General features: G+C 63.4%; 19 protein-coding genes. 9 read left to right on the top strand and 10 right to left on the bottom strand.

The window, feature by feature from the left end; translation table 11 throughout:
• The first annotated feature begins 11 nt into the window (after positions 1 to 11).
• The 3 genes from BBG20_RS23690 to dhaL all read left to right on the top strand — a co-directional run bounded on the left by BBG20_RS23690 (position 12) and on the right by dhaL (position 2,849).
• The gene (locus tag BBG20_RS23690) at positions 12 to 1,127 is read left to right on the top strand and encodes an MDR/zinc-dependent alcohol dehydrogenase-like family protein (RefSeq protein WP_065907723.1); all 1,116 of its coding nucleotides are present in this window, start codon (positions 12 to 14) and stop codon (positions 1,125 to 1,127) included.
• 69 nt (positions 1,128 to 1,196) lie between these two features.
• Positions 1,197 to 2,198: a dihydroxyacetone kinase subunit DhaK gene (locus BBG20_RS23685; RefSeq protein ID WP_065907721.1), complete on the top strand. Its 1,002-nt coding sequence runs from the start codon at positions 1,197 to 1,199 to the stop codon at positions 2,196 to 2,198.
• Between the two features lie 3 nt (positions 2,199 to 2,201).
• Positions 2,202 to 2,849 (top strand): dihydroxyacetone kinase subunit DhaL, encoded by a 648-nt coding sequence (dhaL, locus tag BBG20_RS23680; protein WP_065907719.1) that lies wholly within the window; start codon positions 2,202 to 2,204, stop codon positions 2,847 to 2,849.
• Here dhaL and BBG20_RS23675 read toward each other — a convergent pair.
• The gene (locus BBG20_RS23675; protein ID WP_065907717.1) at positions 2,806 to 3,702 is read right to left on the bottom strand and encodes a LysR family transcriptional regulator; all 897 of its coding nucleotides are present in this window, start codon (positions 3,700 to 3,702) and stop codon (positions 2,806 to 2,808) included. The genes dhaL and BBG20_RS23675 overlap by 44 nt on opposite strands.
• A gap of 103 nt (positions 3,703 to 3,805) precedes the next feature.
• Between BBG20_RS23675 and BBG20_RS23670 the strand changes: the two genes are divergently transcribed.
• Together BBG20_RS23670 and BBG20_RS23665 are read left to right on the top strand one after the other, a co-directional pair.
• Complete coding sequence (locus BBG20_RS23670; RefSeq protein WP_065907715.1) at positions 3,806 to 4,291, top strand: GlcG/HbpS family heme-binding protein; 486 nt, start codon at positions 3,806 to 3,808, stop codon at positions 4,289 to 4,291.
• Positions 4,288 to 5,820: an MFS transporter gene (locus BBG20_RS23665; protein WP_065907713.1), complete on the top strand. Its 1,533-nt coding sequence runs from the start codon at positions 4,288 to 4,290 to the stop codon at positions 5,818 to 5,820. Before BBG20_RS23670 ends, BBG20_RS23665 begins: the two co-directional genes overlap by 4 nt.
• 113 nt (positions 5,821 to 5,933) lie before the next feature.
• On the opposite strand, the gene sohB is transcribed toward BBG20_RS23665, so the two are convergent.
• The gene (gene sohB, locus BBG20_RS23660; RefSeq protein ID WP_065907712.1) at positions 5,934 to 6,959 is read right to left on the bottom strand and encodes a protease SohB; all 1,026 of its coding nucleotides are present in this window, start codon (positions 6,957 to 6,959) and stop codon (positions 5,934 to 5,936) included.
• Between the two features lie 193 nt (positions 6,960 to 7,152).
• Here sohB and BBG20_RS23655 point away from each other — a divergent pair, with 193 nt between their 5' ends.
• Positions 7,153 to 7,863 (top strand): histidine phosphatase family protein, encoded by a 711-nt coding sequence (locus BBG20_RS23655; RefSeq protein ID WP_065907710.1) that lies wholly within the window; start codon positions 7,153 to 7,155, stop codon positions 7,861 to 7,863.
• Between the two features lie 56 nt (positions 7,864 to 7,919).
• Positions 7,920 to 8,234, top strand: coding sequence for an SCP2 sterol-binding domain-containing protein (locus tag BBG20_RS23650; RefSeq protein WP_016969749.1), 315 nt, complete (start codon positions 7,920 to 7,922; stop codon positions 8,232 to 8,234).
• Positions 8,235 to 8,296: 62 nt separating this feature from the next.
• Here the strand turns inward: BBG20_RS23650 and BBG20_RS23645 are convergent, their stop codons facing one another.
• From BBG20_RS23645 to BBG20_RS23635, 3 genes are all read right to left on the bottom strand, one after another.
• A complete protein-coding gene (locus BBG20_RS23645) occupies positions 8,297 to 8,890 on the bottom strand; it encodes a hypothetical protein (protein WP_065907708.1) in 594 nt (197 codons plus the stop codon).
• A 213-nt stretch (positions 8,891 to 9,103) separates the two neighbouring features.
• Positions 9,104 to 11,740 carry an MGH1-like glycoside hydrolase domain-containing protein gene (locus tag BBG20_RS23640; RefSeq protein ID WP_065907707.1) on the bottom strand — a complete coding sequence of 879 codons (2,637 nt, stop codon included), beginning with the start codon at positions 11,738 to 11,740 and terminating at the stop codon, positions 9,104 to 9,106.
• 69 nt (positions 11,741 to 11,809) lie between these two features.
• Positions 11,810 to 13,219: an OprD family outer membrane porin gene (locus tag BBG20_RS23635; protein WP_065907705.1), complete on the bottom strand. Its 1,410-nt coding sequence runs from the start codon at positions 13,217 to 13,219 to the stop codon at positions 11,810 to 11,812.
• A 289-nt stretch (positions 13,220 to 13,508) separates the two neighbouring features.
• On the opposite strand from BBG20_RS23635, the gene hglS reads away from it, so the two are divergent.
• Positions 13,509 to 14,885, top strand: a complete 1,377-nt coding sequence (hglS, locus tag BBG20_RS23630; protein ID WP_065907771.1) for a 2-oxoadipate dioxygenase/decarboxylase HglS — start codon at positions 13,509 to 13,511, stop codon at positions 14,883 to 14,885.
• A 153-nt stretch (positions 14,886 to 15,038) separates the two neighbouring features.
• Here hglS and BBG20_RS23625 read toward each other — a convergent pair whose 3' ends face one another.
• Positions 15,039 to 15,263: a DUF465 domain-containing protein gene (locus BBG20_RS23625; protein ID WP_065907703.1), complete on the bottom strand. Its 225-nt coding sequence runs from the start codon at positions 15,261 to 15,263 to the stop codon at positions 15,039 to 15,041.
• Positions 15,264 to 15,437: 174 nt separating this feature from the next.
• Between BBG20_RS23625 and tkt the strand changes: the two genes are divergently transcribed.
• A complete protein-coding gene (gene tkt / locus BBG20_RS23620) occupies positions 15,438 to 17,495 on the top strand; it encodes a transketolase (protein WP_065907701.1) in 2,058 nt (685 codons plus the stop codon).
• 38 nt (positions 17,496 to 17,533) lie between these two features.
• Here the strand turns inward: tkt and uvrA are convergent, their stop codons facing one another.
• From uvrA to BBG20_RS23600, 4 genes are all read right to left on the bottom strand, one after another.
• Entirely contained in the window at positions 17,534 to 20,050 is a 2,517-nt protein-coding gene (gene uvrA / locus BBG20_RS23615) for an excinuclease ABC subunit UvrA (RefSeq protein ID WP_065907699.1), read from the bottom strand.
• 8 nt (positions 20,051 to 20,058) lie between these two features.
• Positions 20,059 to 21,759 carry an ATP-binding protein gene (locus tag BBG20_RS23610; RefSeq protein WP_065907697.1) on the bottom strand — a complete coding sequence of 567 codons (1,701 nt, stop codon included), beginning with the start codon at positions 21,757 to 21,759 and terminating at the stop codon, positions 20,059 to 20,061.
• 125 nt (positions 21,760 to 21,884) lie between these two features.
• Positions 21,885 to 24,977, bottom strand: coding sequence for an error-prone DNA polymerase (locus BBG20_RS23605; RefSeq protein ID WP_218187749.1), 3,093 nt, complete (start codon positions 24,975 to 24,977; stop codon positions 21,885 to 21,887).
• The gene (locus BBG20_RS23600) at positions 24,953 to 26,365 is read right to left on the bottom strand and encodes a Y-family DNA polymerase (protein ID WP_065907694.1); all 1,413 of its coding nucleotides are present in this window, start codon (positions 26,363 to 26,365) and stop codon (positions 24,953 to 24,955) included. The genes BBG20_RS23605 and BBG20_RS23600 overlap by 25 nt, the downstream gene beginning before the upstream one ends.
• Position 26,366: the final 1 nt, after the last annotated feature.

The following is a 26,366-nucleotide window of genomic DNA, read 5'->3' as shown; positions in this document are numbered from 1 at the left end:
GAGGTTTTGTCATGTCCACCGTCACCGAACGCACCCCCGAACAACTGTCACCGGTCATCCCGAAAACCATGCAGGCCGTGGTCTGTCACGGCCCTGAAGATTACCGCCTGGAAACCGTCGACGTGCCCACGCCCGGCCCCGACGAGATTCTTACCAAAGTCGAGTTGTGCGGCATCTGCATGGGCGATATCAAGACCTATCGCGGCGCCCCCTCGTTCTGGGGTGACGCCGAGCAACCCCGCTATGTGAAACCGCCGATGATTCCCGGCCATGAATTCGTCTGCCGTGTGGTTGCCCTGGGCCCAGGCGCGGAGAAACGTGGCGTGGCGGTCGGCGACCGGGTGATCTCCGAGCAGATCGTGCCGTGCTGGGGCTGTCGCTTCTGCAACCACGGCCAATACTGGATGTGCCAGAAGCATGACCTCTATGGCTTCCAGAACAATGTGCAGGGCGCCATGGCCCAGTACATGATCTTCACCAAGGAAGGCATCATCCACAAAGTGCCAGACTCCATCGCCCCCGACGAAGCAATACTGATCGAACCGCTGGCGTGTTCGCTGCACGCGGCAGAACGCGCGAATGTGGATTTCGACGATGTGGTGGTGGTCGCAGGTGCCGGCACCCTGGGGCTGGGGATCATCGGCGCGGTGCGCATGCGCAACCCGAAAAAGCTCATCGTGCTGGACATGAAGCCCGAACGCGCCGCCCTTGCCTTGCGCATGGGTGCCGACGAGGTGTGGAACCCGGCCGAGGTCGATGTACTGGCGAAGATCCGCGAGATCACCGAAGGCTACGGTTGCGACATTTACATCGAGGCCACCGGGCACCACAAGGCCGTGAACCAGGGACTGGCGATGCTGCGCAAGCTGGGGCGTTTCGTCGAGTTCAGCGTGTTCAATGACGAAGCCACGGTGGACTGGTCGATCATTGGCGACCGCAAGGAGCTGGACGTGCTGGGCTCGCACCTGGGCCCGTACATGTACCCGCGCGCCATCGACTTCATCGGCAACCGCAAGATCGACATGCGCGACGTGGTGACCCACAAGTTTGCGCTGGCAGACTTCAAGGAAGCGTTCGCAGTGATGGAGCGCGGCGACAAATCACTGAAGGTAGTCCTGGAACCCTGACCCACAGGCGAACACGCCCTGGCGTTGATCCATGTTGCCCACTAGAACAAGAACACAGGAACCCGCGTTATGAATCGAGTCATCAACGATCCGGACCAAGTGGTCGAGGACATGCTGCGCGGTATTCTGGTCGCGCACCCCGAACTGCGCCAATACGAGGCCAACCCTCGGGTGATCGTCAAGGCCAGGCCTTCGGCCCAAGGCAGCGTCGGCATTGTCACCGGCGGCGGCTCGGGGCATGAACCGGCCTTTCTCGGTTACGTCGGCCCAGGCCTGGTGGATGCGGTAGCCGTCGGCGAGATCTTCTCCTCGCCCACTGCCAAGAGTTTTTTCGACGCGTTCCGCGCCGCTGACCAGGGTGCCGGCGTGGCCTGCCTCTACGGCAACTACGCCGGCGACAACATGAACGTGAAGCTGGCGATGAAAATGGCCGCCAGCAAAGACATGCGTATCCGCACCGTGGTCGCCAACGATGACGTGGCATCCGCGCCCAAGGCCGACATTGCCAAGCGCCGTGGCGTGGCCGGGGAAATCTTCATGTGGAAGATCGGCGGCGCCGCTGCGGCCCAGCACTACGACCTGGACGGAGTGATCCGGGTCGCGCAGAAAACCGTCGACCACTGCCGCTCGATTGGTATCGGCCTCACGCCGTGCACCATTGCCGCGGTGGGCAAGCCGAACTTCCAGATCCCCGACGGCCAGATGGAACTGGGCATCGGCCATCATGGCGAACCGGGTATCGAAGTGGTTCCGATCGAACCGGCCGCAGCCATGGCCGAACGCATGCTCGCGCCGATCCTCGCCGACCGTGACTTCAGCCAGGACGACAGCGTGGTGGTGCTGGTCTCGGGCCTGGGCGCCACGCCGGTCATGGAGCTGTATATTTTCTATGCCGAGGTCGAAAAACAGCTCAAGGCCAAAGGCTTGAAGATTCACCGCTGCTATGTCGGCAACTACTTCACGTCCCTTGAGATGATGGGCGTGACCCTGACCTTGCTCGGCCTCGACGCCGAGTTGAAAACCCTGATCGACCAACCCTGCCGCTCCATCGGCATGACCCAGGCGGAGTGAACCATGAGCCAGCATTTTTCCACCCGTGACGGCAGCGCCATCGTCGCCGACCTGGTCAGCGTGATCGTGGCCAACCGCGAATACCTCAGCGAAGTCGACGGTGCCATTGGCGATGGCGACCATGGCATCAATATGGCCAAGGGTTTCGCCCATTGCGGGCGCACCATCGAAGGCCGCCAACTGACCCTGGCCGAAGCACTCGACGAACTGACCCTCAGCCTGATGGAAGGCATCGGCGGCTCCATGGGTCCACTGTATGGCAGCCTGTTCATTGGCATGGCCGATGAAGTGCGCAACAGCGACGACATCGACGCCGCAACCTTTGCTCATTTACTGCGCGGCGGCTTGACCTCGTTGCAGGACATTACCGAAGCAGGTGTGGGCGACAAGTGCCTGATGGACACCTTGATCCCGGCCGTCGAAGCCTTTGAGCAGGCGCATGCCTCCGGGGCCGCCTTCAGCGACGCACTGGACGCGATGAAAGCCGCCGCATCACAGGGCCGCGATTCGACCAAGGACCTGGTGGCGAAGATCGGCCGCGCCAGTCGCCTGGGCGAACGCTCCCTCGGCGTGCTGGATGCCGGGGCCGTGTCGTGCTGCCTGATCCTTACGCGCCTGGCCGATTCGGTACAGCCGCGACTGTCTGCTTGACCTGCTGGATGTACCGCGCCACCGCCGGCGCTTTTTCGAAGCGCCGGTGAATCAGCGACAGCCACGACGACGCGTCACTGCCCTGGATGCTGCGGTACACCACGCCTGGCAAATTCACATGCCCGACCATTGACGCCGGCACCACCGCCACGCCCTGCCCGAGTGACACCAGCGCCACCACCGCCACCAATCCGCCGGGCTGCGGCCCGAGCCGCGGTGCATAGCCGCCTTGAGCCGCCACCTGCAAGGTACCGCTGATTTGCTCCGGCAAGATGAACGTCTCGTTTTGCAGGTGCTCGCAACCGATGGCCTTCAGCCCCAGCAGCCAGGAGTCCTGCGGCAGCGCCAAGACAAACCCTTCACTGTCCAGGCGTACTGCCTCGACACCCTCCGGCAGGGTCATGGGCGAGCGGATATAACCGATATCGACACGTCCATCCGCTACCGCGCCAGGCAACGTCGCCATCGCACATTCGCGCACGTTCACGCTGACATCCGGAAACGCCTGGCTGAACGCCTGAATTTGCCGCTGCAACAGACCCGAATACACCGCCGACGCCACATAGCCCAATTCGATATGACCGATCTCGCCACGGCCGGCGCGCTGGGCATTGCGCTGGGCGAATTCAAACTGGCGCACGGTCGCCTCGGCCTCGATCAACAGTGCCGCACCCGCCTCGGTGAGGCTGACTTCGCGTTGCTGACGGACAAACAGGCGCGTGCCCAGGGTCGCCTCCATGTCCTGGATTTGCCGACTCAGGGTCGGCGGCGCAATGCCCAGCTGCTCCGCCGCGCGGGTGAAGTTTCGGTGCCGGGCAACCGCCAGGAAATAGCGGAAATGACGTATTTCCATCGCAGGATTAGCTCAAAGGTAATGAAGATCACACTGGCACCTAATAAAGCCACGGTGGACCGAAGATAAGCTAGGCGCACGCTCACAGTAGAGAGACCCGCTTATGTTAGTCAAATCGCTGGTACTGGTATTGACCGGCCTGAGCCTCGCCCCCGCGGCGATGGCGAACGAACCACCCGCCAGCGTTGCCCACAAGGCAACACTAACCCTGGCCACGGCCCAGCAGATTGCGGCGCAGGCACGTAAAGTCGCCGCGGATCACGGTTGGCCCTGCGCGCTGGCAATTGTCGATGACGGCGGCTGGCCGATTCTCACCACGCGCATGGACGGTGCGCCGGTAGTCGCCGGGATCGAGCTGGCCCAAGGCAAGGCGCGCACCTCGGCGCTGTTCAAACGGCCTTCGGCCGACCTCGAAAACGCCATCAACGGTGGGCGCCCGGCGGCCGTCACAGCCGGCCTGCTGATGATGAAAGGCGCGCTGCCGATCATCCTCGAAGGCCAGGTCGTGGGCGCCCTCGGCATCAGCGCCGACACCCCGGCCCACGATGAACAGATCGCCCGGGCGGCGTTGGCGTCGGTGCAGCCATGAGCACCGTCAGCCCACGGTTTACCTTGCTGACCGCCTCCGGGGTCTGTTCGCTGATTGTGCTCGACACCAACATCGTCGCCGTGACCCTGCCGAGCATCGCCCGCGACCTGGGCGCGAACTTTGCCGATATCGAATGGGTGGTCAGTGCCTACATGCTCGCGTTCGCCGCCCTGCTGTTGCCAGCCGGCAGCATCGCCGACCGCTTTGGTCGCAAGAAGACCCTGGTCTGGGGCCTGGGGATTTTCATCCTGGCCTCTCTCGGCTGCGGCGCGGCGCCCACTGCGCTGTGGCTGGATATCGCGCGGGCCGTCAAAGGTGTCGGCGCAGCCCTGCTCTTGACCTCGGCGCTGGCCTCCATCGGCCACACCTTCCACGACGAGGTCGAGCGCGCCAAGGCCTGGGCCTTCTGGGGCGCCTGCATGGGCGTGGCGATGACTGCCGCGCCGACGCTGGGCGGCCTGATCACCGAATACCTGGGCTGGCGCTGGATCTTCTACCTCAACCTGCCCGTGGGCCTGGTATTGATGAGCCTGGTGCTGCGCGCCATTCCAGAGTCCCGAGATACCCAGTCTGCACGCCTCGACCCGTGGGGCAGCCTGACCTTCAGCGCAAGCTTGCTGTGTTTGATCTGGGGCCTGATCGAGGCCAACCGCATCGGCTGGGACAACCCGCTGACCTATGCGCGGCTATTGGGCGGCGCAGCCTTGCTGGCTGCATTTGTCCTCGCCGAACGCCTGCAACAACGGCCGATGGTCGACCTGCAACTGTTCCGGCATCCACGCTTCATCGGCGCGCTGCTGGGGATGTTTGCCTACGCCGGCTGCGCCCAGGTGATGATGACGCTGCTGCCGTTCTACCTGCAGAACGGCCTGGGCTTTTCCGCGATTGCTTCAGGGCTGGGCATGCTGCCCTTTGCCCTGACGATGTTGATCGGCCCACGGATTGGCGCACGCCTGGCCAGCCGTTTTACCCCGTCGACAATGATGGCGACGGGACTCGCATTGGTCGGCAGCGGCAATTTGCTGAGCGCCTGGGCGGTGAACATCGGTGGTTACCTGCCCTTCGCCCTGGCCATTGCAGTCACGGGCGCCGGAGCGGGCCTGCTGAATGGCGACACGCAAAAAAACATCATGGCCTGCGTGCCACGAGACCGTGCCGGCATGGCCTCGGGCATGAGCACTACCATGCGTTTCAGCGCGATCATGCTGGCGATTGGCGTGTACGGGGCATTGCTGAGCAGCCACAGCGAGCAACTGCTGCGTGCGAGTCTCGACAGCCAGTGGCAGGCGCAGCTAGCGGGAATTGCCTCGCGGGTGGTGGCCGGGGACATGCCGGCGGCGATGGGCTTGTTGCCGGAGACGGCCCGGGCGGTGGCACAACCACTGGCGCAGCAGGCGTTTGTCGGCGGGTTCGGCGCTGTGTTGTGGGTGGCAGGGTTGTTGGGCCTGCTGGGCGCGTTAGTGGTGGGGATGCTGATGCGAAAGCCGATTCCTGTGGTGCAACAGGCCTGCGTGCTAACGCAGAACTGAATGTGGGAGCGGGCTTGCCCGCGATGGCGCCAGTTCAGTCGGTAGAGGTATCGACTGATACATCGCTATCGCGGGCAAGCCCGCTCCCACAGGGGCATGACCTAATTACGGCGTTACCAGAAGCGCTGCTGGGTCAACCGGCTCCACCAGGTCAGCAGCACACGGTCCACCGAGCCGCTGGCCGCCAGGCCCACTCGCTCCTGCAGGCTCTTGCGCTCGGCGTAGTGCAGGTGGAATACCTCGGCGGTCTTGGCCTTGGTAGCCAGGTATTCGTCGCTGGTCTGCAGCTCGTCGACCAGTTGCTTGTCCAACGCTGCAACACCCAGCCACACTTCTCCGGTCGCCACATCATCAATCGCCAATTGCGGGCGATAGCGCGAGACGAAGTTCTTGAACAGTTGATGGGTGATGTCCAGGTCTTCCTGGAACTTCTCGCGGCCCTTCTCGGTGTTTTCGCCAAACACCGTGAGGGTGCGCTTGTACTCACCAGCGGTCAGCACTTCAAAGTCGATGTCGTGTTTCTTCAGCAGGCGATTGACGTTGGGCAACTGCGCCACCACGCCGATGGAGCCGAGGATCGCGAACGGGGCGCTGATGATCTTCTCGCCGATGCACGCCATCATGTAGCCGCCGCTGGCCGCGACCTTGTCGATGCACACGGTCAATGGCACGCCCGCCTGACGGATACGCGCCAGTTGCGACGACGCCAGGCCATAGCTGTGGACCATGCCGCCGCCGCTTTCCAAGCGCAGCACCACTTCGTCCTTCGGGGTGGCCAGGCTCAGCAAGGCAGTGATTTCGTGGCGCAGGCTCTCGGTGGCCGAGGCCTTGATGTCGCCGTCGAAATCCAGCACGAACACCCGTGGCTTGGCCTCGGGTTTCTTCTTGCCTTTCTTCTTTTCGGTCTTGCTCTCGGACTTGCGCAGGGCCTTGAGCTGGTCCTTGTCGAGCAGGCTCGACTCCAGGCGCTCGCGCAGGCCCTTGTAGAAATCATTCAGTTTGCTGACCTGCAGCTGTCCGGCGGATTTGCGACGGCCTTTGCTGCGCAGCGCCGCGAAGCTGATCAGTACCACCAGAATAGCGACCACCAGGGTGACGGTCTTCGCCAGGAAACTCGCGTATTCGGCCAAAAAATCCATGTGACTCCTTACAAGTGCAGTGCGCCAGGCGCGGATTGCCCCAGCATACCGGCGGCACCGCGTTCGAGCCAGTGATCAAACCGCCAGTAGGCGGCCTCTAACGAGCTTTTAAAACAAGCGTATGTTTTTTCATTGACAGCTCCCTGGCATCCTCATAACCTCGCCAGACTTTCAACGTACCGGGAAAACGGACGTGGGCAGCATCTATCTGATTCGACATGGCCAGGCCTCCTTCGGTGCAGACGACTATGACGTCCTGTCGCCCGTCGGCGTGGAACAAGCGCAAGTGCTCGGGCGCCACCTGGCGGACCTGGGCCTGGTGTTCGACCGCTGCGTGGCCGGCGACCTGCGCCGCCAGCAGCACACCGCCACGGCCGCCTTCGATCAGTACAGCGCCCTCGGCCTGCCGGTACCGGCCCTGGAAATCGACAGCGCCTTCAACGAATTCGACGCCGACGCGATTATCCGCGCCCTGCTTCCCGACCTGCTGACCACCGAACCCGAAGCCCTGGAGATCCTGCGCAACGCCGCGCAGAACCGCAGCGAATTCCAGCGCATCTTCGCCCTGATCATCGAGCGCTGGCTGGCCGGCACCTATGATCCGCCGGGCCTGGAAAGCTGGCTGGGCTTCGTCGAACGGGTCCAGGGTGGCCTGCAGCGCATTCTGGAAGCCGCGGACAACGCACAGAAGATTGCGGTGTTCACCTCCGGCGGCACCATCACCGCCCTGCTCCACCTGATAACCCGAATGCCGGCGGCCCAGGCCTTCGAACTGAACTGGCAAATTGTTAACACCTCGCTCAACCAGCTGAAATTCCGTGGTCGCGAGGTGGCACTGGCTTCCTTCAACAGTCATACCCACTTGCAACTGTTGAAGGCGCCGCAGCTCATCACGTTCCGATGAACTGCGGCCAACCGTGACCCCAAGGTCACTGGACTCTACCCTAAAGGATCGAAACCATGACTGACGTAGCCAAAGCTGTAGAAGCAATGAAAGCCAAATTCAACCCAGCCGCTGCTGACGGCCTGGACCTGGTGTTCGGTTTCCGTATCGACGACACCCAGAATTTCTCGCTGGTGGTCAAGAACAACACCTGCGAACTGCTGGAAGGCGAAAACCCTGACGCCCAAGTGACCCTGGTCACCGACGGCGAAACCATGGAAGGCATCGTCAGCGGCGACACCGACGGCATGCAGGCCTTCATGAGCGGCAAGCTGCGCACCGAAGGCGACATGATGCTGGCCATGAAACTGAGCGAGCTGTTCCCGGCCTGATAAGCCCGCGCTCAAAAAAATCCCGCCTTTCGGCGGGATTTTTCGTTCAGCCAGCCTCCCGGTCAGCGGGTGTTGGCGTCATCCATTTCTTCGAACGTGTCCATGTACGCAGGGTCATTACCATCGTTTTCACGAATCACACGCCCATCATACTCGGCGGTGATTTCACCGGTATTGACGTCAAGCCCAACCACGATCACCAGCTTGTATTTGCCCACTTGCAAGTACATGTCATAGAGGTCCCGGGGTTCATCGGGCAGCATAAAAAAGCTGTAGCTGTAACGTACGCGCTTGGTTAACACGGGCCACTGTGCTTCAAACGCGCGGGGATCGAAGGATGGGAGCACATCGCCGATTCCACGCAGCGCGGCCTCGACCAGTTGGTCATTGTCCTTGGCTTTGAAGACCACCGGATGAGTGCGAGTCATCGTCCGCATCGGGTTGGGAACAATATCCGTTTCAAGGCGGTACATGCCGCTGCTGAACCATTTTGTCGCATCGAAGGTGTCGTCACCTTTCTCGCAATCGCGGCAATGCATCATCAGCGGCGTCGCAGCGCTTTCCCGGGGATACAGTGAAGTGATCAACACTGCGCAGGTGATCAGCAGTGCCCCCAATAGGCCTGCACTGCCAACCCGCGCGATAACATTCGCCATCGTCTACATCCTTGTCTGAAGGGGTGGCGAATTTACCTGATTCAGACCTTTCGGTGGCAGGATTTTTTTGCCTGCCATTTCGCAAGCCATGAAGTTTCAAAGTGGGAGCTGGCTTGCCTGCGATGGCGTCGGCACTGCCTGCATCAATGCTATCGGCTCCACCGCTATCGCAGGCAAGCCAGCTCCCACAGAAAAGCAGATCCGTGGCGCAGCCTAGATTTTCGGCTGCAGCAACAACGCCACCAACGCACTCCACCCCGTCTGGTGCGACGCCCCCAACCCACGCCCGGTTTCGCCATGGAAATACTCATGGAACAACACCAGGTCGCGACTGGCCGGGTCTGCTTCCAATTGCGCATAGCCCGCCATCGACGGGCGCAGGCCATCTTCATCGCGCAAAAACAATCGCGTGAGACGTTGGCTGAGGCTGTCGGCCACTTCTTCAAGGGACGCCAGATAACCGCTGCCCGTCGGGTACTCCACCGAGAAGTTATCCGCGTAGTAGCGGTGAAATTCGCGCAGCGATTCGATCAGCATGTAGTTCACCGGCATCCACAGCGGCCCGCGCCAGTTGGAGTTGCCGCCGTACAGGCGCGAATCGGATTCGCCAGGCTGGTAGCGCGCGCACAAGGTGTCGCCATTCATCTTCAGCCCCAGCGGCTGCTCGGCGAAGGCCTTGGACAAGGAGCGCACACCAAACGCCGAGAGAAACTCGTTGTCATCGAGCATGCGCCGCAGCAAGTCCTTGGTGCGCTCGCCCCGCAACAAAGCCAGCAACAGGCGATTGCCCTGCCCCGGTTCGTTCCAGCGCGACACCAGCTTGGCCAGGTCCGGACGATGGTGCATGAAGCCCAGCAGGCGCTCGCGCAGACCTTCAAGGCCCTCATGCTCGCGCTGCTCCAGCACCAGCACCGCGAACAACGGCATCAGGCCGACAATCGAACGCAGGCGCACCGGCTCGCTCTGGCCATCGGGACGGTGCAGCACGTCGTAGAAAAACCGGTCCTGCTCGTCCCACAACCCTTCGGCGCTGTCATCGACCCGGTTGATCGCGCCGGCGATATAGAGGAAATGCTCGAAGAACTTCACCGCGATATCGACATAGACGACGTTGCGCTTGGCCAGCTCCAGCCCGATGCGCATCAGGTCCAGTGCATACGCCGCGACCCACGCCGTGCCGTCGGCCTGGTCCAGTTGATAGCCCGGCGGCAACGCGGCCGAGCGGTCGAACAAGGCGATATTGTCCAGGCCGAGGAAACCGCCCTGGAACAGGTTGCGCCCCTCGGCGTCCTTGCGGTTGACCCACCAGGAAAAATTCAGCAGCAGCTTGTGGAAAATTCGCTCGAGGAAATCCATATCGCCGACGCCGGTCAGCGCCTTGTCCTGCTGATACACACGCCAACTGGCCCAGGCATGCACCGGCGGGTTGGCATCATCGAACCGCCACTCATAGGCCGGCAGCTGGCCGTTGGGGTGCATGAACCGGTCTTTGACCAGCAGCAGCAACTGTTGCTTGGCATACCCGGGATCAATCAGCGCAAAGGCCACGGCCTGGAAGCCCTGGTCCCAGGAGGCGTACCACGGGTACTCCCAGGTGTCGGGCATGGAGAGGATGTCGAAGTTGGACAGGTGCCGCCAATGGGTATTGCGAAAATGCAGGCGTTCGGGCGGCGGCGCAGGCTGGGCCGGGTCTCCGTCGAGCCACTGGTTCACATCAAAGTAGTACAGCTGCTTGGACCACAGTAATCCGGCCAGCGCCTGGCGCTGCACATTGCGCGCGTCGTCATCGGCGATGCCGTGCTGCAAGGCGGCGTAGAACTCATCCGCCTCCAGGCGGCGCAAGTCGAACAGCTTGCGCGCATTGACCTCGGGCGCGTCCGTCGGGGCAAAACGCAGGTACAGGGTTTTATGCTCAAGGCCTGCGAGTTCGAGGCTAAACCGCGCGGCGACCTTGGTGCCGGCGTCGCGGCGAATCGCCGTGGCAACGCCGTCCACCACGTAATCGTTGATGCCATCCTTGAACGGCCCCGGCGTCGGTTGTCCGTCGAGCTTGGGAAAGTTGGTCTGGTTTTCGCAGAACAGCCATTCCACCCCCTCCTGGCCCCAGGCGCTGAGATGGCGATCGTCGAGTTCGTGATGCCGGGCCAGCACCCGATCAGTGTCCAGCGTCAACGCTGGCTTGGGCGCGTCGAAGGTCCAGCTCCAGTCATTGCGCGCCCACAGTTGCGGCAATACCTGCAAGCGGGTTGGCTGTTCGGAGCGGTTGTGGACGGTGACGCGCATGAAGATGTCGTCGGGCGCGTGCTTGGCGTATTCGACACTGATGTCGCAGTAACGGTTGTCTTCGAACACGCCGGTATCGAGGATTTCATACTCGGCATCGTCCAACCCGCGGCGCCCGTTCTCGGTGGTCAGGTCAGCGTAGGGAAAGGCTGCGTGCGGGTATTTGTAGAGCATGCGCATGTAGGCATGGCTCGGTACGCCATCGACGAAAAAGTACAGTTCCTTGACGTCTTCACCGTGGTTGCCTTCGGCGTTATTCAGGCCGAACAGGCGTTCCTTGAGGATCGTGTCGCGCTCGTTCCACAAGGCCAGGCCCAGGCACCAGCGTTGCGCCTTGTCACTGAAGCCGGCAAGCCCATCTTCGCCCCAGCGGTAGGCGCGGCTGCGTGCATGTTCATGGGGGAAATAGGTCCAGGCATCGCCATCGGCGCTGTAGTCTTCGCGCACCGTGCCCCATTGGCGTTCGCTCAGATAGGGGCCCCACTCGCGCCAACGTTCGGCATCCGGCGTCGCCAGGCGTTGGCCTTCAATCGTGTCCAGTATTCGGGTGTTGGGTGTGGCCGTCATTGGGTCCTCCATCGCCTACCAGGTGAGGAGCAGTGTAGAACCCAATGACGCCCGGGTGCACATGAAGACTTAGAAGATCGCGTACGTGTAGTTGAAGATCAGGCGTGTCTGGTCCTGGTCGGCGGTGCCGGTGTTTTTGCCGTGGTAGGTACCGGTACGGAAGGTGGTACCGAAGCCTTTCAGAGGACCGGCCTGCACAACGTAGTCCAGGCGGAAGTCGGTTTCGTTTTCTTTCTGGTCCGGACCACCGGCCACTTTCGACTTGATGTCCGAGCCGTCCAGGTACGCCACGGACGCCTTCAGGCCCGGTACATAAGCCTTGAAGTCATACGAGTACTGACCGAAGTTGACCTGCTCGCCGGCACGGGAGAACTGGCCGACCACGGCGTCGGTGAACAGGTAGAAGTCGCTGCCGCCGGCGCCTTGCGCGTGCGGGTCGGCGATGCTGCCCTGGTTGACCCAGACAAAACCGCCGTCGTCACCCACACCAATGTGGCCCAGCATCAGGCTGCTGCCGCCCAACTGGTAGGTGAAGGCGGCACTGTAGGTTTTGTTGTCGACTTCGTTGGCATGCTTGGCGTAACCGCCGTTGTTGTTGAACTGGTAGCCGCTCTCGCCGTTCTTGCCGTCGCTGGTGCTGTCGAAGTAGCGCAGGTCAGTCTTGAACGACTGGTCATTGCCCAGCGGCAGCACGTGGACCAGGCCGAAGTAGTTCTGTTTGTAGAAGTCTTGCAGTTGGGCGTAGTAGTACTGCAACGTCAGGTTTTTCGCGACGACGTTGTCGGAAGAACCAAACGGCTTGTAGTCCAATCCACCGAACTTGAAGCTGTCGCTGTCGCGCTGGCCACCGGCAACGCTCAAGCCTGTGGAGTTGCTGGAGGCACGGCCTTCGGCGCGGTTCAATTCACCACCGGTGAACGTCACGTTGGGAATGTCGCTGGAGGTGAGGATGCCGCCATCAAAGGTCTGCGGTGCCACGCGGCTGTCGTTGGAGACCAGGATCGGCAACACCGGCGCCAAGCCACCCCCGACGTGCAACTCGGTCTGGGAAATGCGGAACTTCACGTTACCCGCCGCACGACCAAAGGAATCGGCCGGCTCAGTGCCGTTGTTCTTGGTCGGGAAGAAACTGTTGCCGTTACCCGACAGGCCAGGGCCCGCGGTGTGGCCATCGCCGCCGTCCAGGCGCAGCGCGCCAAAGGCCATGACGTCGAAACCGACACCCAGGGTGCCTTGGGTGTAGCCGGATTTATAGTCGAAGCGCAGCAATGTCGCGGCTTCGCGCAGATCGTTGTTGGTCCCCGAGCGGTTATCCGCGCTGTAGTACATGGTCCGCGAACTGACAGCGGCGTGGCTGTCTTCGAGAAAGCCGCTGTGACCGTTGCCCGTGCCCAGCGAACCGAGCCCGAAATCATCAGCCAATGCGTGTTGTGCAAGAACGGCGGCGGTGATGGATAACGCCAGTGTAGAAATTTTCATTAACGACGGCCCCTAAACATATTTTTATGTGTGCGATGTGCGAAACGACGTTTTCATCCTTGCAAACGTGACGATTCTTTCATGGCGGATGGGGCTGACTCCGTGAAGAATTAGTTAGGAAAGGCTCGGAAAAATGAAATTTCCAGCCGGCCGTTTTTTGTCATATTCGCGTCATCTCATTCATTTGCAGAATGAAGTCCAGAGGAATCTTCGTTTGCAACCTCACCTGCAGCTCAACAAAATCCAGCGAACGGTCACCTTCATCGGCAAAGCCATCAGGAATTTTTCTATGCACACCAGCGCACATGTCAGCCCCGACGAGATCCGCAAGGGCTTTTCCAAGGCCATGTCCGATATGTACCGAGATGAAGTTCCGCTGTATGGGGCGCTGATGGAGCTGGTGGCCGAGACCAATACCCGCGTATTCGAGCGCGAACCGGCCCTGGCGCAACAGCTGCAGCGCACCGGCGAAATCCAGCGCCTGGACCAGGAGCGTCACGGCGCCATCCGCCTGGGCACTGCTGCAGAGCTGGCGACCATCAGCCGCCTGTTTGCGGTGATGGGCATGCAACCGGTGGGCTACTACGACCTGACGCCCGCCGGCGTGCCGGTGCATTCCACGGCGTTTCGCGCGGTACATGAAAGCGCGCTGCAAACCAGCCCGTTTCGCGTGTTCACCTCGCTGCTGCGCCTGGAGCTGATCGAAAGTCCTGAGCTGCGCGCCTTCGCCGAAACGGCCCTGGCCAAGCGGGCGATCTTTACCCCCGGCGCCCTCGCACTGATCGAACAAGCGGAGCAGGACGGCGGCCTCGACGCCAACGATGCGGAGGCCTTCATCCGCCAGGCCCTGGAGACCTTTCGCTGGCACCACACCGCCACCGTCACCGCCGCGCAGTACCAGCAACTCAGCGACCAGCACCGCCTGATCGCCGACGTGGTGGCCTTCAAGGGCCCGCACATCAACCACCTGACTCCGCGTACGCTGGATATCGATCAGGTGCAGGCCGCCATGCCCGGCAAGGGCATCACCCCCAAGGCCGTGATCGAAGGCCCACCCCGCCGCCGTTGCCCGATCCTGCTGCGCCAGACCAGCTTCAAGGCCCTCGACGAACCCATCGCCTTCACCGACGCCCAAGGCAGCCACAGCGCGCGCTTCGGTGAAATCGAACAACGCGGCGTCGCCCTCACCCCCAAGGGCCGTGCGCTGTACGACCAACTGCTGAACGCCGCCCGCGACGAACTCGGCGCTTTCCCCAATGAGGGCAACGCCGCACGCTATATGCAATTGATGGAGCAACACTTCCAGGCCTTCCCGGATGACCACGCGCAGATGCGCGAACACGACCTGGCGTACTTCCGCTACTTCGCCACGGACAAGGGCCTGGCGGCACGCGGCCAAGCCGATCAGCCGCGTACGCTGCCAGCGCTGATCGCGGCCGGTCATGTGGACGTGGAACCGTTGGTGTATGAGGATTTCCTGCCAGTGAGTGCGGCGGGGATATTTCAGTCAAACCTGGGGGACGCGGCGCAGAGCCACTACGCAGCCAATTCGAACAAGGCCGAGTTCGAGAAGGCGCTGGGGCGCCAGACAATCGATGAATTGCAGCTGTACGGCGAAACGCAGCAGCGCTCTATCGATGACTGCACCCGCGCGCTGCTGGGGTAAAAAGACCGAGTGCCCACCCGGCTCACCAGCGCCATCCTGGCGCCGCAACAGTCCCCAGAGCCGGGTGGGCGGTCGGCATCATAAGCAGCGAAGTGGAAGATGTCCCTCAGACAATTCTGAACAAAAATTACCGTTTCGTTGCAAGCGCACGGCTTATCCCAGCCGCCCCACGATCTCATCTTTGACCAACAAGCGTTTCTTCTTCAGCTTCTCCACGTCCTCATCGCTGGCACTGGCAGACTCCGCCTTCAGCACCGCGGCGTCGGCTGCGTCGTATTGACTGAACAGCGAGTCCAGGCGTTTGTCGCTGGCCCTGCGTTCGTGAACGACTTCCTTGGTAAAACCCAAGTCCTGGTATAGGTCGTGTTTCACTGGCATGGCGTACCTCCGCAAGTTGATCAATGGCTACAGCCTTGAAACTAGCCCATTCCAAGGGGTCTTGTCATGTCCGGGGTCAAACCATCCCCGTTCGTCGCAACGCCGGCGATGCGATCAAACCTTTGCCGTGCCCTGCCCTCCACTGTAGATCGCACCCTGAGGGAGACCGGTTTCATGACTCACGCTGCCACTGCTGTCGACACCCAATGCATCAATACTATTCGCACCCTGGCCATGGACGCTGTGCAGAAGGCCAATTCCGGCCATCCGGGGACGCCCATGGGCCTGGCGCCGGTGGGGTATACGTTGTGGAGCCGCTTCCTGCGCTACCACCCGGACCATCCCGACTGGCCCAACCGCGACCGCTTCGTGCTGTCGGTGGGGCATGCGTCGATGCTGCTGTATTCGCTGTTGCACCTGGCCGGCGTGGTCGAGATCGATGCGCATGGCAAGCGCTCGGGGCAACCGGCGATCAGCCTGGACGACATCAAGCAGTTCCGGCAAATGAGCTCCAAGACCCCGGGCCATCCCGAGTACCGCATGACCACCGGCGTGGAAACCACCACCGGCCCCCTCGGCCAGGGCTGCGCCAACAGTGTCGGCATGGCCATGGCCGAACGCTGGCTGGGCCAACGCTTCAACCGCGATGGCAAGGTGCTGTTCGACTACAACGTCTACACCCTGTGCGGTGACGGCGACATGATGGAAGGCATCAGCAGCGAAGCCGCCTCGATGGCCGGGCACTTGAAGCTGGATAACCTGTGCTGGATCTACGACAACAACACCATCAGCATCGAAGGCCATACCGAACTGGCCTTCAGCGAAGACGTGATCAAGCGCTTCCAGGCCTATGGCTGGCACACCTTGCACGTGACCGACGCAAATGACTTGCCGGCCCTGAGCACCGCCCTGGAGACCTTCAAGGCCAACACCGGCGCACCGACCCTGATCGTGGTCGACAGCGTGATCGGCTACGGCTCGCCCCACAAGCACAACACTGCCGCCGCGCATGGCGAGCCGTTGGGCGACGAGGAAATCCGCCTGACCAAGGCCGCGTACGGCTGGCCGCAGGATTCCAGTTTCCTGGTGCCCGATGAAGCGCGCACAGTGCTGCGTGATGCGCTGCTGGAGCGCAGCCGGCCACTGTATGACGCCTGGAAGCAGCACCTGACGCACCTGGAGCAATATGAACCGGAGCTGGCCGATGAACTGCAGCGCATGCGCGCCGGTGAAATGCCCGAGCATTGGCAGGACGGCTTGCCCAGCTTCGACACCGACGCCAAGGGAGTGGCCAGCCGCGCCGCCGGTGGCGAAGTGCTGAACGCGTTTGCCCAGCAGATTCCGTGGTTGCTCGGCGGTTCGGCGGACTTGTCGCCCTCGACCAAGACCAACCTCACCTTCGACGGTGCCGGACGTTTCAGCGCCGACGACTACAGCGGGCGCAACCTGCATTTCGGCATCCGCGAGCATGCGATGGGCGCGATTGCCAATGGCATGGCGCTGTCTTACCTGCGGCCGTACACCTCGACGTTCCTGGTGTTCAGCGACTACATGAAACCGCCGATCCGCCTGGCGGCGATCATGGAGCTTCCGGTGGTGTTCGTGTTCACCCACGACTCGATTGGCGTCGGCGAGGATGGGCCGACGCACCAGCCCATCGAGCATTTGACCCAACTGCGCGCCACACCGGGGTTGCTCACCCTGCGCCCAGGCGACGCAAATGAAACCCTCGAACTGTGGAAAGTCGCCCTGGCACAAACCCATCGTCCGAGTTGCGTGGTGTTGTCGCGCCAGCCGTTGCCGACGCTGGATCGGTCAAAGTACGCACCCGCCTCCGGAGCGGCCAAGGGCGCGTATGTGCTGGCCGGGGCTGAGCAGCCTAAAGTCCTGCTGTTGGCGACGGGCAGCGAAGTCAGCCTGGCGGTGGCGGCCTATGAGCAGCTCAAGGCTGAGGGGGTCGCCGCGCAAGTGGTCTCGATGCCGAGCTGGGAACTGTTTGAAGAGCAGGACCAGGCCTACCGCGACAGTGTATTGCCGCCCGCCGTGAAAGCACGCGTGGTGGTCGAACAGGCAGGCCCGCTGGGCTGGGACCGCTACGTCGGCCAGACCGGCGCCAAGGTGGTGATGAACAGCTTCGGCGCGTCGGCGCCGTTGGCGAAGCTGCAGGAGAAGTTCGGCTTTACCGTCGAGAATGTGGTGAAGCAGGCCAAGCAACAGATCCAGCAAGCCTGACACGGAAGGCGCCCGGCTTGCCGGGCGCATACAGGGGGTCAGAGCTCCTTGACGAGGAAGGCGGCGGTGCGGCTTTTCTTGCTTTTCGCGACCTTCTGCGGCGTGCCGCTGGCAACCACCTTGCCGCCCAAATCCCCGGCCCCGGGCCCGATATCAATCACCCAGTCACTCTGGGCCACCACGCGCATTTCATGCTCCACCACGACCACCGTATGCCCCGCGTCCACCAGATGGTTCAACTGGCTGAGCAGGCGGTCGACATCCCGTGGGTGCAAGCCCGTTGTCGGTTCATCCAGCACATATAACGTGGCGCCGCGCGCATTGCGTTGCAGCTCGGTGGCAAGCTTGATGCGCTGCGCTTCACCCCCCGACAGCTCGGTCGCCGGCTGGCCCAGGCGCAGGTAGCCCAGGCCGATATCGCGCAGTACTTGCAATGAGCGCAGTACGCCAGGCTCCTCGGCAAATACCTCTACCGCCTGTTCCACCGTGAGCCCCAGCACCTGGGCGATGCTCAGGCCTTGCCATTCGATCGCCAGGGTCTCGGGGTTGTAGCGCGCGCCGTGGCAGGTCGGGCATGGCGCGTACACGCTGGGCATGAACAGCAATTCAACGCTGACAAAACCCTCGCCTTCGCAGTTCGGGCAACGGCCCTTGGCGACATTGAAGGAGAACTGCCCGGCATCGTAATGGCGTTTCTTCGCCGCCGGAGTGGCCGCGAACAGTTTGCGCACGTGGTCGAACAATCCGGTGTAGGTCGCCAGGTTGGAACGCGGCGTGCGGCCGATGGGTTTCTGATCGACCTGCACCAGGCGGCGGATCTGCTCCAGCCCGGCACTGATGCGCCCGCCGCTGGTTTGCGGTGCATCGTCTTCCAGGCTGGGTTCCTCGTCGGTTTCCACCCGGCTGCCGAGGCCGCCACTCACCAGCTCCAGCAACGCCTGGCTGACCAGGCTGGATTTGCCCGAGCCGGAGATGCCCGTCACCGCCGTGAAGCAGCCCAACGGAAACTCCACCGCCAGGTCCTTGAGGTTATTGCGCGTCACGCCTTCCAGCTGCAACCAGCCGCCGGGCTGGCGTTGCGCTGCGCTCGACGGGCGCCGTGCGGCGAACAGGTAGTCACGGGTCTGCGAGGCTTCGACCTTGGCCAAACCCGCCGGTGGCCCGCTGTACAGCACATGACCGCCATGCTCGCCGGCCGCCGGGCCGACGTCGATCAGCCAGTCGGCGCGGCGCATGGTTTCCAGGTCGTGTTCCACCACAAACAGCGAATTCCCCGCCGCCTTCAAGCGATCCAGCGCAGTGAACAGTGCTTCGCCATCCGCCGGGTGCAAGCCCGCCGAGGGCTCGTCCAGCACATAGATCACACCGAACAACTGCGAGCCCAATTGCGTGGCCAGGCGCAGGCGCTGCAACTCGCCGGACGACAACGTCGGCGTGCTGCGCTCCAGGGACAGATAACCCAGCCCCAAGTCGGTCAACGTGCTCACGCGTTCGAGCAGATCCTGGGCAATGCGCTGGGCGGCCAGGCGCTTTTCCACCGACAGCTTCATCGTGTCCTGCCCCGCCGCTACCGGGCGCAGCACTTCGGCCAGTTGGGTCAGCGAACGTTGCGACAATTCACCGATATCCAGCCCGGCAAACTTCACCGACAGCGCGGCCTTGGTCAGGCGCTTGCCCTCGCACAGCGGGCAGGCGCTGCCCTGCATGAATTGCGACACGCGTTTTTTCATCAGCGCGCTTTGGGTGTGGGTGAAAGTGTGCAGGATATAGCGCCGCGCGCCACTGAACGTGCCCTGGTAACTCGGCTCCAGTTTGCGTTTCAACGCCTCGCGGGTCTGCTGTGGGGTGAAGCCGGCGTACACCGGCACGGTCGGGGTTTCTTCGGTAAAGAGGATCCAGTCGCGCTGCTTTTTCGGCAGGTCGCGCCATGGAATGTCGACGTCATAGCCGAGGGTCACCAGGATGTCGCGCAGGTTCTGGCCCTGCCACGCCAGCGGCCAGGACGCCACGGCGCGCTGGCGGATGGTCAACGAAGGGTCCGGCACCATCAGCGCCTCGGTTACCTCGTACACCCGGCCCAGGCCATGGCATTGCGGGCACGCGCCCTGCGGCAGATTGGGTGAGAAATCCTCGGCATACAGCATCGCCTGGCCCGCCGGATAGCTGCCGGCGCGCGAGTACAGCATGCGGATCAGGCTCGACAAAGTCGTGACGCTGCCCACCGAGGACCGCGCGCTCGGCGTGCCGCGCTGCTGTTGCAGGGCCACGGCCGGAGGCAGGCCTTCGATGGAGTCCACATCCGGCACGCCGACCTGATCGATCAGGCGTCGCGCATACGGCGCCACCGATTCGAAATAACGCCGCTGGGCCTCGGCATACACCGTGGAAAACGCCAGCGACGACTTGCCCGATCCGGACACGCCGGTGAACACCACCAAGGCATCGCGCGGGATATCCACATCGACGTTCTGCAGGTTGTGTTCGCGGGCGCCGCGCACCCGGACGAAGCCTGGTCGCTGGGCAGTGAGGGCGGGGATGTCGCGCTGTGAAGTCATGGTCAACCTTATCGAGCGGTGAGCACGCTGCGCACCCGTTGCGCCAGGGCTTCGGGGCTGTAGGGCTTGCTCAGCAGATGAATGTCGGGGCTCAGCAGGTGATTCCCGGAAAGAATGTCGCGGGTGTGGCCGGAGGTGAACAGCACCGCGATCGGTGGCTCCTGGGCGCGGGCCCAGTTGGCCAGGTCGGTGCTCTTGACCCGGCCGGGCATCACGACATCGGTGAAGATCAGCTCGGGCAGCACGCCGGACTGCAGCAGGTGCATCGCCTGGTCGCCGTCTTCGGCGGTGAGCACGGTGTAGCCCGCCTGCTCGAGCAGCTCGACGACCGTCACGCGCACGTCTTCGTTGTCTTCGACCACCAGCACCGTCTCATGCCCGTTGGCCGGCAGCGCCGGTTCGGCGTGGGTGTCCTGGCTCTCTTCACCCAGGTTGCGCGGAAAATACATCTGCACCACGGTGCCCTTGCCCTCTTCGCTCCACACGTCGACATGCCCGCCGCTCTGGCGCACGAAGCCGAACACCATGCTCAAGCCAAGGCCGGTGCCGTGGCCACTGCGCTTGGTGGTGAAGAACGGTTCGAACACCCGCGCCAGGATCGCCGGCGGCATGCCCACGCCGATATCCGTGACCGCCAGGCGCACATACTCACCCGGCTTGATGCTTTTACCCACGCACTCGGCAGGGTTGAGAATGATATTTTCGCCGGTGATGCGAATCACGCCCTCGCCCTGCATGGCATCACGGGCATTGATCGCCAGGTTGAGCAGCGCGTTTTCCAACTGGTTGCGGTCGACATTGATGCACCAGGAATCCTGGGGCAATTGCACGTCGATATGGATGGTTTCGCCCAGCGCGCGCTGCAGCAGCTCGCCCAGGCCTGCGTAGATGCGCTGCGGGTTGTACACCGCCGGCGACAACGGTTGGCGCCGTGCGAAGGCGAGCAGTTGCGAGGACAGCTTGGCGCCCCGCTCCACCGCCGCAATGGCCGCCGTGACGCGGCGCTGTACCTGGGGATTGTCCGGCTCATGACGGGCCAGCAGGTGCAGGTTGCCGGCGATCACTTGCAAAAGGTTGTTGAAGTCGTGGGCGACGCCGCCGGTCAGCCCGCCGATGGCCTCAAGCTTTTGCGCTTGGCGCAGTTGCTCTTCGGCGGCGGAACGCGCCTGCACTTCGGCGGCGACGCGTTGCTCCAGGTTATGCGTGAGTTCCTGGCGCACTCGTTCGGATTTCACGTGCTCGGTGGTCTCGTTCACGATCACCAGGACCCCGGCAGGTTGCTGGTGGTCATCGGCGATGGGGCTGTAGGTCAGGTCCATCCAGACCTCTTCCGGCACGCCGTTACGCAGCAACTCCAACGGAAAATTGCGGTAGGACAAGGTGCCGCCCGCCAGGCACGTATCCAGCACATGCCGGTTGAAATCGGCGACCTCAGGCCAGCCCAGCTCCACCGCCGTGCCCAGCAGGTAGGGATGCCGGCCGCCGGCAAACACCGAATAGCTGTCGTTGTAAATCATGTAGCCCGCCTGCCCCCACAGCATCACCATCGGCATGGGCGAGGCCAGCAGCATCTGCACGCTGCTGCTCAGGCTGCAGGGCCATTTCTCAATCGGCCCAAGCTCGGTCGAAGACCAGTCGAAGGCGCGGATCCGCTGGGCCATTTCACCGCCCCAACCTTCACAACCGTGGGTATTGGATAAAAACTGCATGGTGGGCTCTTGGCGAACGGCTGGGTGAATGGGTGGGGCGCTAGCCGTGATAAAACCTTGGAGCCCGGCAGCCGTGAAACGTTTCATTGCATATAACGTATCCGCAGCGGCGGCGGCAACTCCCCTCAGTGAAAATCCCGACTCCGCACCGTGATCCCCTCCAGCAGCGGCGTCAGGTCGGTCAGGCGCCCGGCAATCAGGTGCCGGACCTCGCCCACCGCTTCCCAGCGCCCGTCCACCTTGAGCAGCCGCGAGCCGACCAGGGCCTGGCGCTGACGCTCGGCCAGGTCGCGCCAGACCACCACATTGAGGTTGCCGAACTCATCTTCCAGGGTGACGAACGTGACGCCGCTGGCGGTGCCAGGACGCTGGCGACCGGTGACCAGCCCGGCGATGCTGACGTTGCGCCCATGCTCCACCGCAAGCAATTCCTGCGAGCTGCGGCAGCGTCGTCTGCGCAGCTCCGCGCGCAGCAGCGCCAAGGGATGCGGGCCGAGAGTCGTGCCGACGGTGGCGTAATCGGCGTGCAGGTCCTCACCCACCGTGGGTGCAGGCAGCTCCACTTGCGCCTCGTCGGGGCTCGGCAAACCGGCGAACAACCCCAACTGTTTATGCACCCCGGCCACGTCCCAGCGCGCCTTGTGCCGGTTGCCGGCCAGGGCGCGCAAGGCCCCGGAATCCGCCAGCAAGGCCTGGGCGCGGGGATCCAGCCCGGCGCGTTCGTCCAGGTCGGCGATGTCACTGAAGGCCCGACGCTGGCGCGCCGCCTCGATGCGCCGCGCATCCTCTTCGCGAAACCCCGAGATCATGCGCAAGCCCAGGCGAATCGCCGGCTGTTCGCCGTCGCTCGGCTCCAGGCTGCAATCCCAGTCACTGGCCTGCACGTCCACCGCACGGACCTGCAGGCGATGGCGTCGCGCGTCCTGCAGGACCTGGTCCGGGCTGTAGAAACCCATCGGCCAGCTGTTGATCAGCGCGCAGGCGAAGGCCGCCGGCTCATGGCATTTGAGCCAGCAACTGGCGTAGGTCAGCAAGGCAAAACTGGCCGCATGGGACTCGGGAAAGCCATAGCTGCCAAAGCCCTTGATCTGCTCGAAAATCTGCGCGGCAAACGCCTCGCTGTAGCCATTCTTGAGCATGCCGGTACGCAGGCGCTGCTGATGCGGTTCCAGGCCGCCGTGGCGTTTCCAGGCGGCCATCGAACGGCGCAGCTGGTCGGCCTCGCCGGGGCCGTAGTCGGCGGCGACCATGGCAATCTGCATCACCTGCTCCTGGAACAACGGGATGCCCAGGGTGCGTTTGAGCACCGCTTCGAGCTGCGGCGATGGGTAGGTTTCCGGCTCTTCCTTGTTCCGCCGCCGCAGGTACGGATGCACCATGCCGCCCTGGATCGGCCCCGGCCGCACAATCGCGACTTCGATCACCAGGTCATAAAAGGTCTTTGGCTTGAGCCTTGGCAACATCGACATCTGCGCCCGCGACTCGATCTGGAACACGCCGATGGTGTCGGCCTTGCTGATCATCGCGTAGGTGGCCGGGTCTTCCTTGGGGATCGTCGCCAGGGCCAGGTCACGATTGCGATGGCGGCGCAGCAGATCGAAACAGCGGCGGATCGCGCTGAGCATGCCCAGCGCCAGGATATCCACCTTGAGCAGGCCGACGGCGTCGAGGTCGTCCTTGTCCCACTGGATGATGGTGCGCTCGGCCATGGCGGCGTTTTCCACCGGTACCAGGGTGTCCAGCGGGTACTCGGAAATCACGAAGCCGCCAGGGTGCTGGGACAAGTGCCGGGGGAAGCCGATCAGTTGCTGCGTGAGGGTGAGCACGCGGCGCAGGATCGGGCTGTGCGGGTCGAAACCACCTTCGCGCAGGCGTTCCAGTGGCGGTGCATCATCGCTCCAGCGCCCGCAGCATTCGGCCAGGGCGTTGATCTGGTCCGGCGGCAAGCCCAGGGCCTTGGCCACATCGCGCACCGCGCCGGCCGCGTGGTAACTGCTGACCACCGCCGTCAGCGCCGCGCGGGTGCGGCCGTAGCGCTGGAACACGTACTGCAGCACTTCTTCGCGGCGTTCGTGTTCGAAGTCGACGTCGATGTCCGGCGGCTCGTTGCGCTCCTTGGACAGGAAACGCTCGAACAGCATGTCGGTCAGGCTCGGGTCGATCTCGGTGATGCCCAGGGCAAAACACACCGCCGAGTTGGCCGCCGAGCCCCGGCCCTGGCACAGGATCGAACGGCTGCGGGCGAAGCGCACGATGTCGTGCACCGTGAGGAAGTAACTTTCGTAGCCCAGGTCGCTGATCAATTGCAGCTCGTGATTGATCTGCTGCAAGGTCTTGGCGTCCACCCCGTGCGGCCAGCGCTGGGCGATGCCTTCTTCGGTCACGCTGCGCAACCAGGACCTGGCGTCATGGCCCTCAGGCACCAGCTCGCGCGGGTAGTGATAGCGCAGCTGGCTCAAATCAAAGGTGCAGCGGCGCGCGATGTTCAGGGTTTCGTCGCGCAGCGCTGGCGGATACAGCGCGGCCAGGGCACCGAGGCTGCGCAAATGCCGCTCGCCGTTGGGGTGCAGGCGCGTGCCGGCTTCGGCCACCGGCACGTGATGGCGGATGGCGGTCATGGTGTCCTGCAGGGCGCGGCGACCGCGCGCATGCATGTGCACATCGCCGCAGGCCACTGCCGGGATCTGCAGGCTGGCAGCCAGTTGCAGGCGCTGCTCCAGGTGGCGTGCATCGTCCTGGCCGCAGTGCAGGTGCACCGCCAGCCACAGGCGCCCGGCAAAGGTGCGGCGCAGCCATTGGATCGAGGCCTGGGTGTCCTGGTCGTCGGCGACCCACAGCGCCAGCAGGCCGGGCAGCGGTTGTTCGAAGTCTTCCAGCAGCAGTCGGTACTGGCCCTTTTCGGCCCGGCGCCGCGCCAGGGTAATCAGCCGGCACAGGTGCTGGTAGCCGTTGAGGTCTTCCACCAGCAACACCAGTTTCGGGCCGTTCTCGATGCGCATCTCGCTGCCGATGATCAGCGGCAACTCCACCGCCTTGGCCGCCTGCCAGGCGCGCACGATGCCCGACAAGGTGCACTCGTCGGTAATCGCCAGGGCGCTGTAGCCCTCGCGCTTGGCGCGCTCGAACAACTCCAGCGCACTGGAAGCACCGCGCTGGAAGCTGAAGTTGGACAGGCAATGCAGCTCGGCGTAACTCATGCGAACCAGCCTTGCAGCCACAACCCATCGCTTTGTCCCACGGTGCGATAGGCCCAGCCTTGCTGGCCAGCTCGGGTCTGGATCAGGTAGTAGTCGCGGCGAATATCGGCGCCATCCCACCAGCCGGACTCGATGCGTTCCGGGCCCATCAGGATGTGCACCGCCTGCTCAGCCAGCAACGTCGGTTCGTTGAGCAGCCAACCGGGGCGTTGCACCTTGCTCAAGGTCGGGCATGCGCGACTGTCAGCCGCTGCTTGCCAGGCGCACTCGGGGCGATGATCGGCGTGAAAACGCAGGCCTTGCACCGCGTCATCCCCCAGGCGCGCACGCAAGCGTTCGCGCAGTTGCTCCCACGGCAAGGTCTGCTGCGGACGGTCATCGAACAGGTCCTGGCGTTGCGGGACGAAGACCGGCAAGTCCTGGGCCACCAGGCGAAAGCCGCGCACCGGTGACGTCACTTGCACTTGCTCCAGGCGCCCACGGGCCAGCTCGAAGAGCATCGCCGGCTCGCGCTCGGCACTCAGCAGGCCGACCTTGATCACACTGTCGGGCGCCTGGGCATGTTCCAGGTGCAGGTCGAAGCGCTGCACGCCACTGTCGCGGCCGCAAAGGAAGGCGGACAGGTCGCCGGTCAAGCGGCGCAATGGAAACAGCAAGGCCTGGTGGGATTGCACGTCGAAATTCAACTCGATGCGCACATCGAACTGGTCCGGCGGCTGATAGAACGCCAGCGCCAAGGGCCGCTGCCCGCTCAACGCATCCAGGTGCTTGAGCAGGCTGGCGTCAAAGCGCCGCGCCAGGGTATGCCGGGGCAGCGCCTGCACCTGGGCCAGGCTGCGCAGGCCCATGCGCGACAAGGCAGTGGCCGCCGCAGGGTCGAAGCCGGCGCGGTCGATGGGCAGCGGCGCCAGGGCCTGCATCAAGCCCTCATCGTTGACGGCCAGGCCATCATAGATATTCGCCAGCACCCGCGCCGCCGCCGGGTTGGGCGCAGCGACGATACGGTGGCGAAAACCCAGCTCGGTCAGCTCCGTGCGCAAGCGTGCCTCGAACTGCGCCCACGGCCCGAACAGCCCCAGGCTCGACTCGATCTCGAACAGCAAGGCGCGTGGGTAATACACACTGACCTGGGAGCTGAAGCGGTAGGCCCAGGCGGCGAGGAACTGTTGCCAGCGTTCTATTTCAGCCGGGTCGTATTCGGCGCAAGTGAAGGTCTTGGCCAGCGCATGCGCGGCCGTCAGGGATTGGCCCGGGCGCAGGCCCAAGGCGCGCGCAGCGTCATTGACGGTCTGCAGCACGCGACGCTGCGGCGTGCCGGCCAGCAGCGCCAGCGGTTGATCCGGTTCGGGATACAGGCGCTGCACCCCGTCCAGCGCCAATTGCGGGAAGACAATACACACCCAGCGCATG

This window comes from Pseudomonas aylmerensis (assembly GCF_001702265.1).
GTDB classification, from domain to species: domain Bacteria; phylum Pseudomonadota; class Gammaproteobacteria; order Pseudomonadales; family Pseudomonadaceae; genus Aquipseudomonas; species Aquipseudomonas aylmerensis.
Note: the sequence above shows the minus strand (reverse complement) of the source record. Positions and strands in the feature narration are given on the sequence as shown.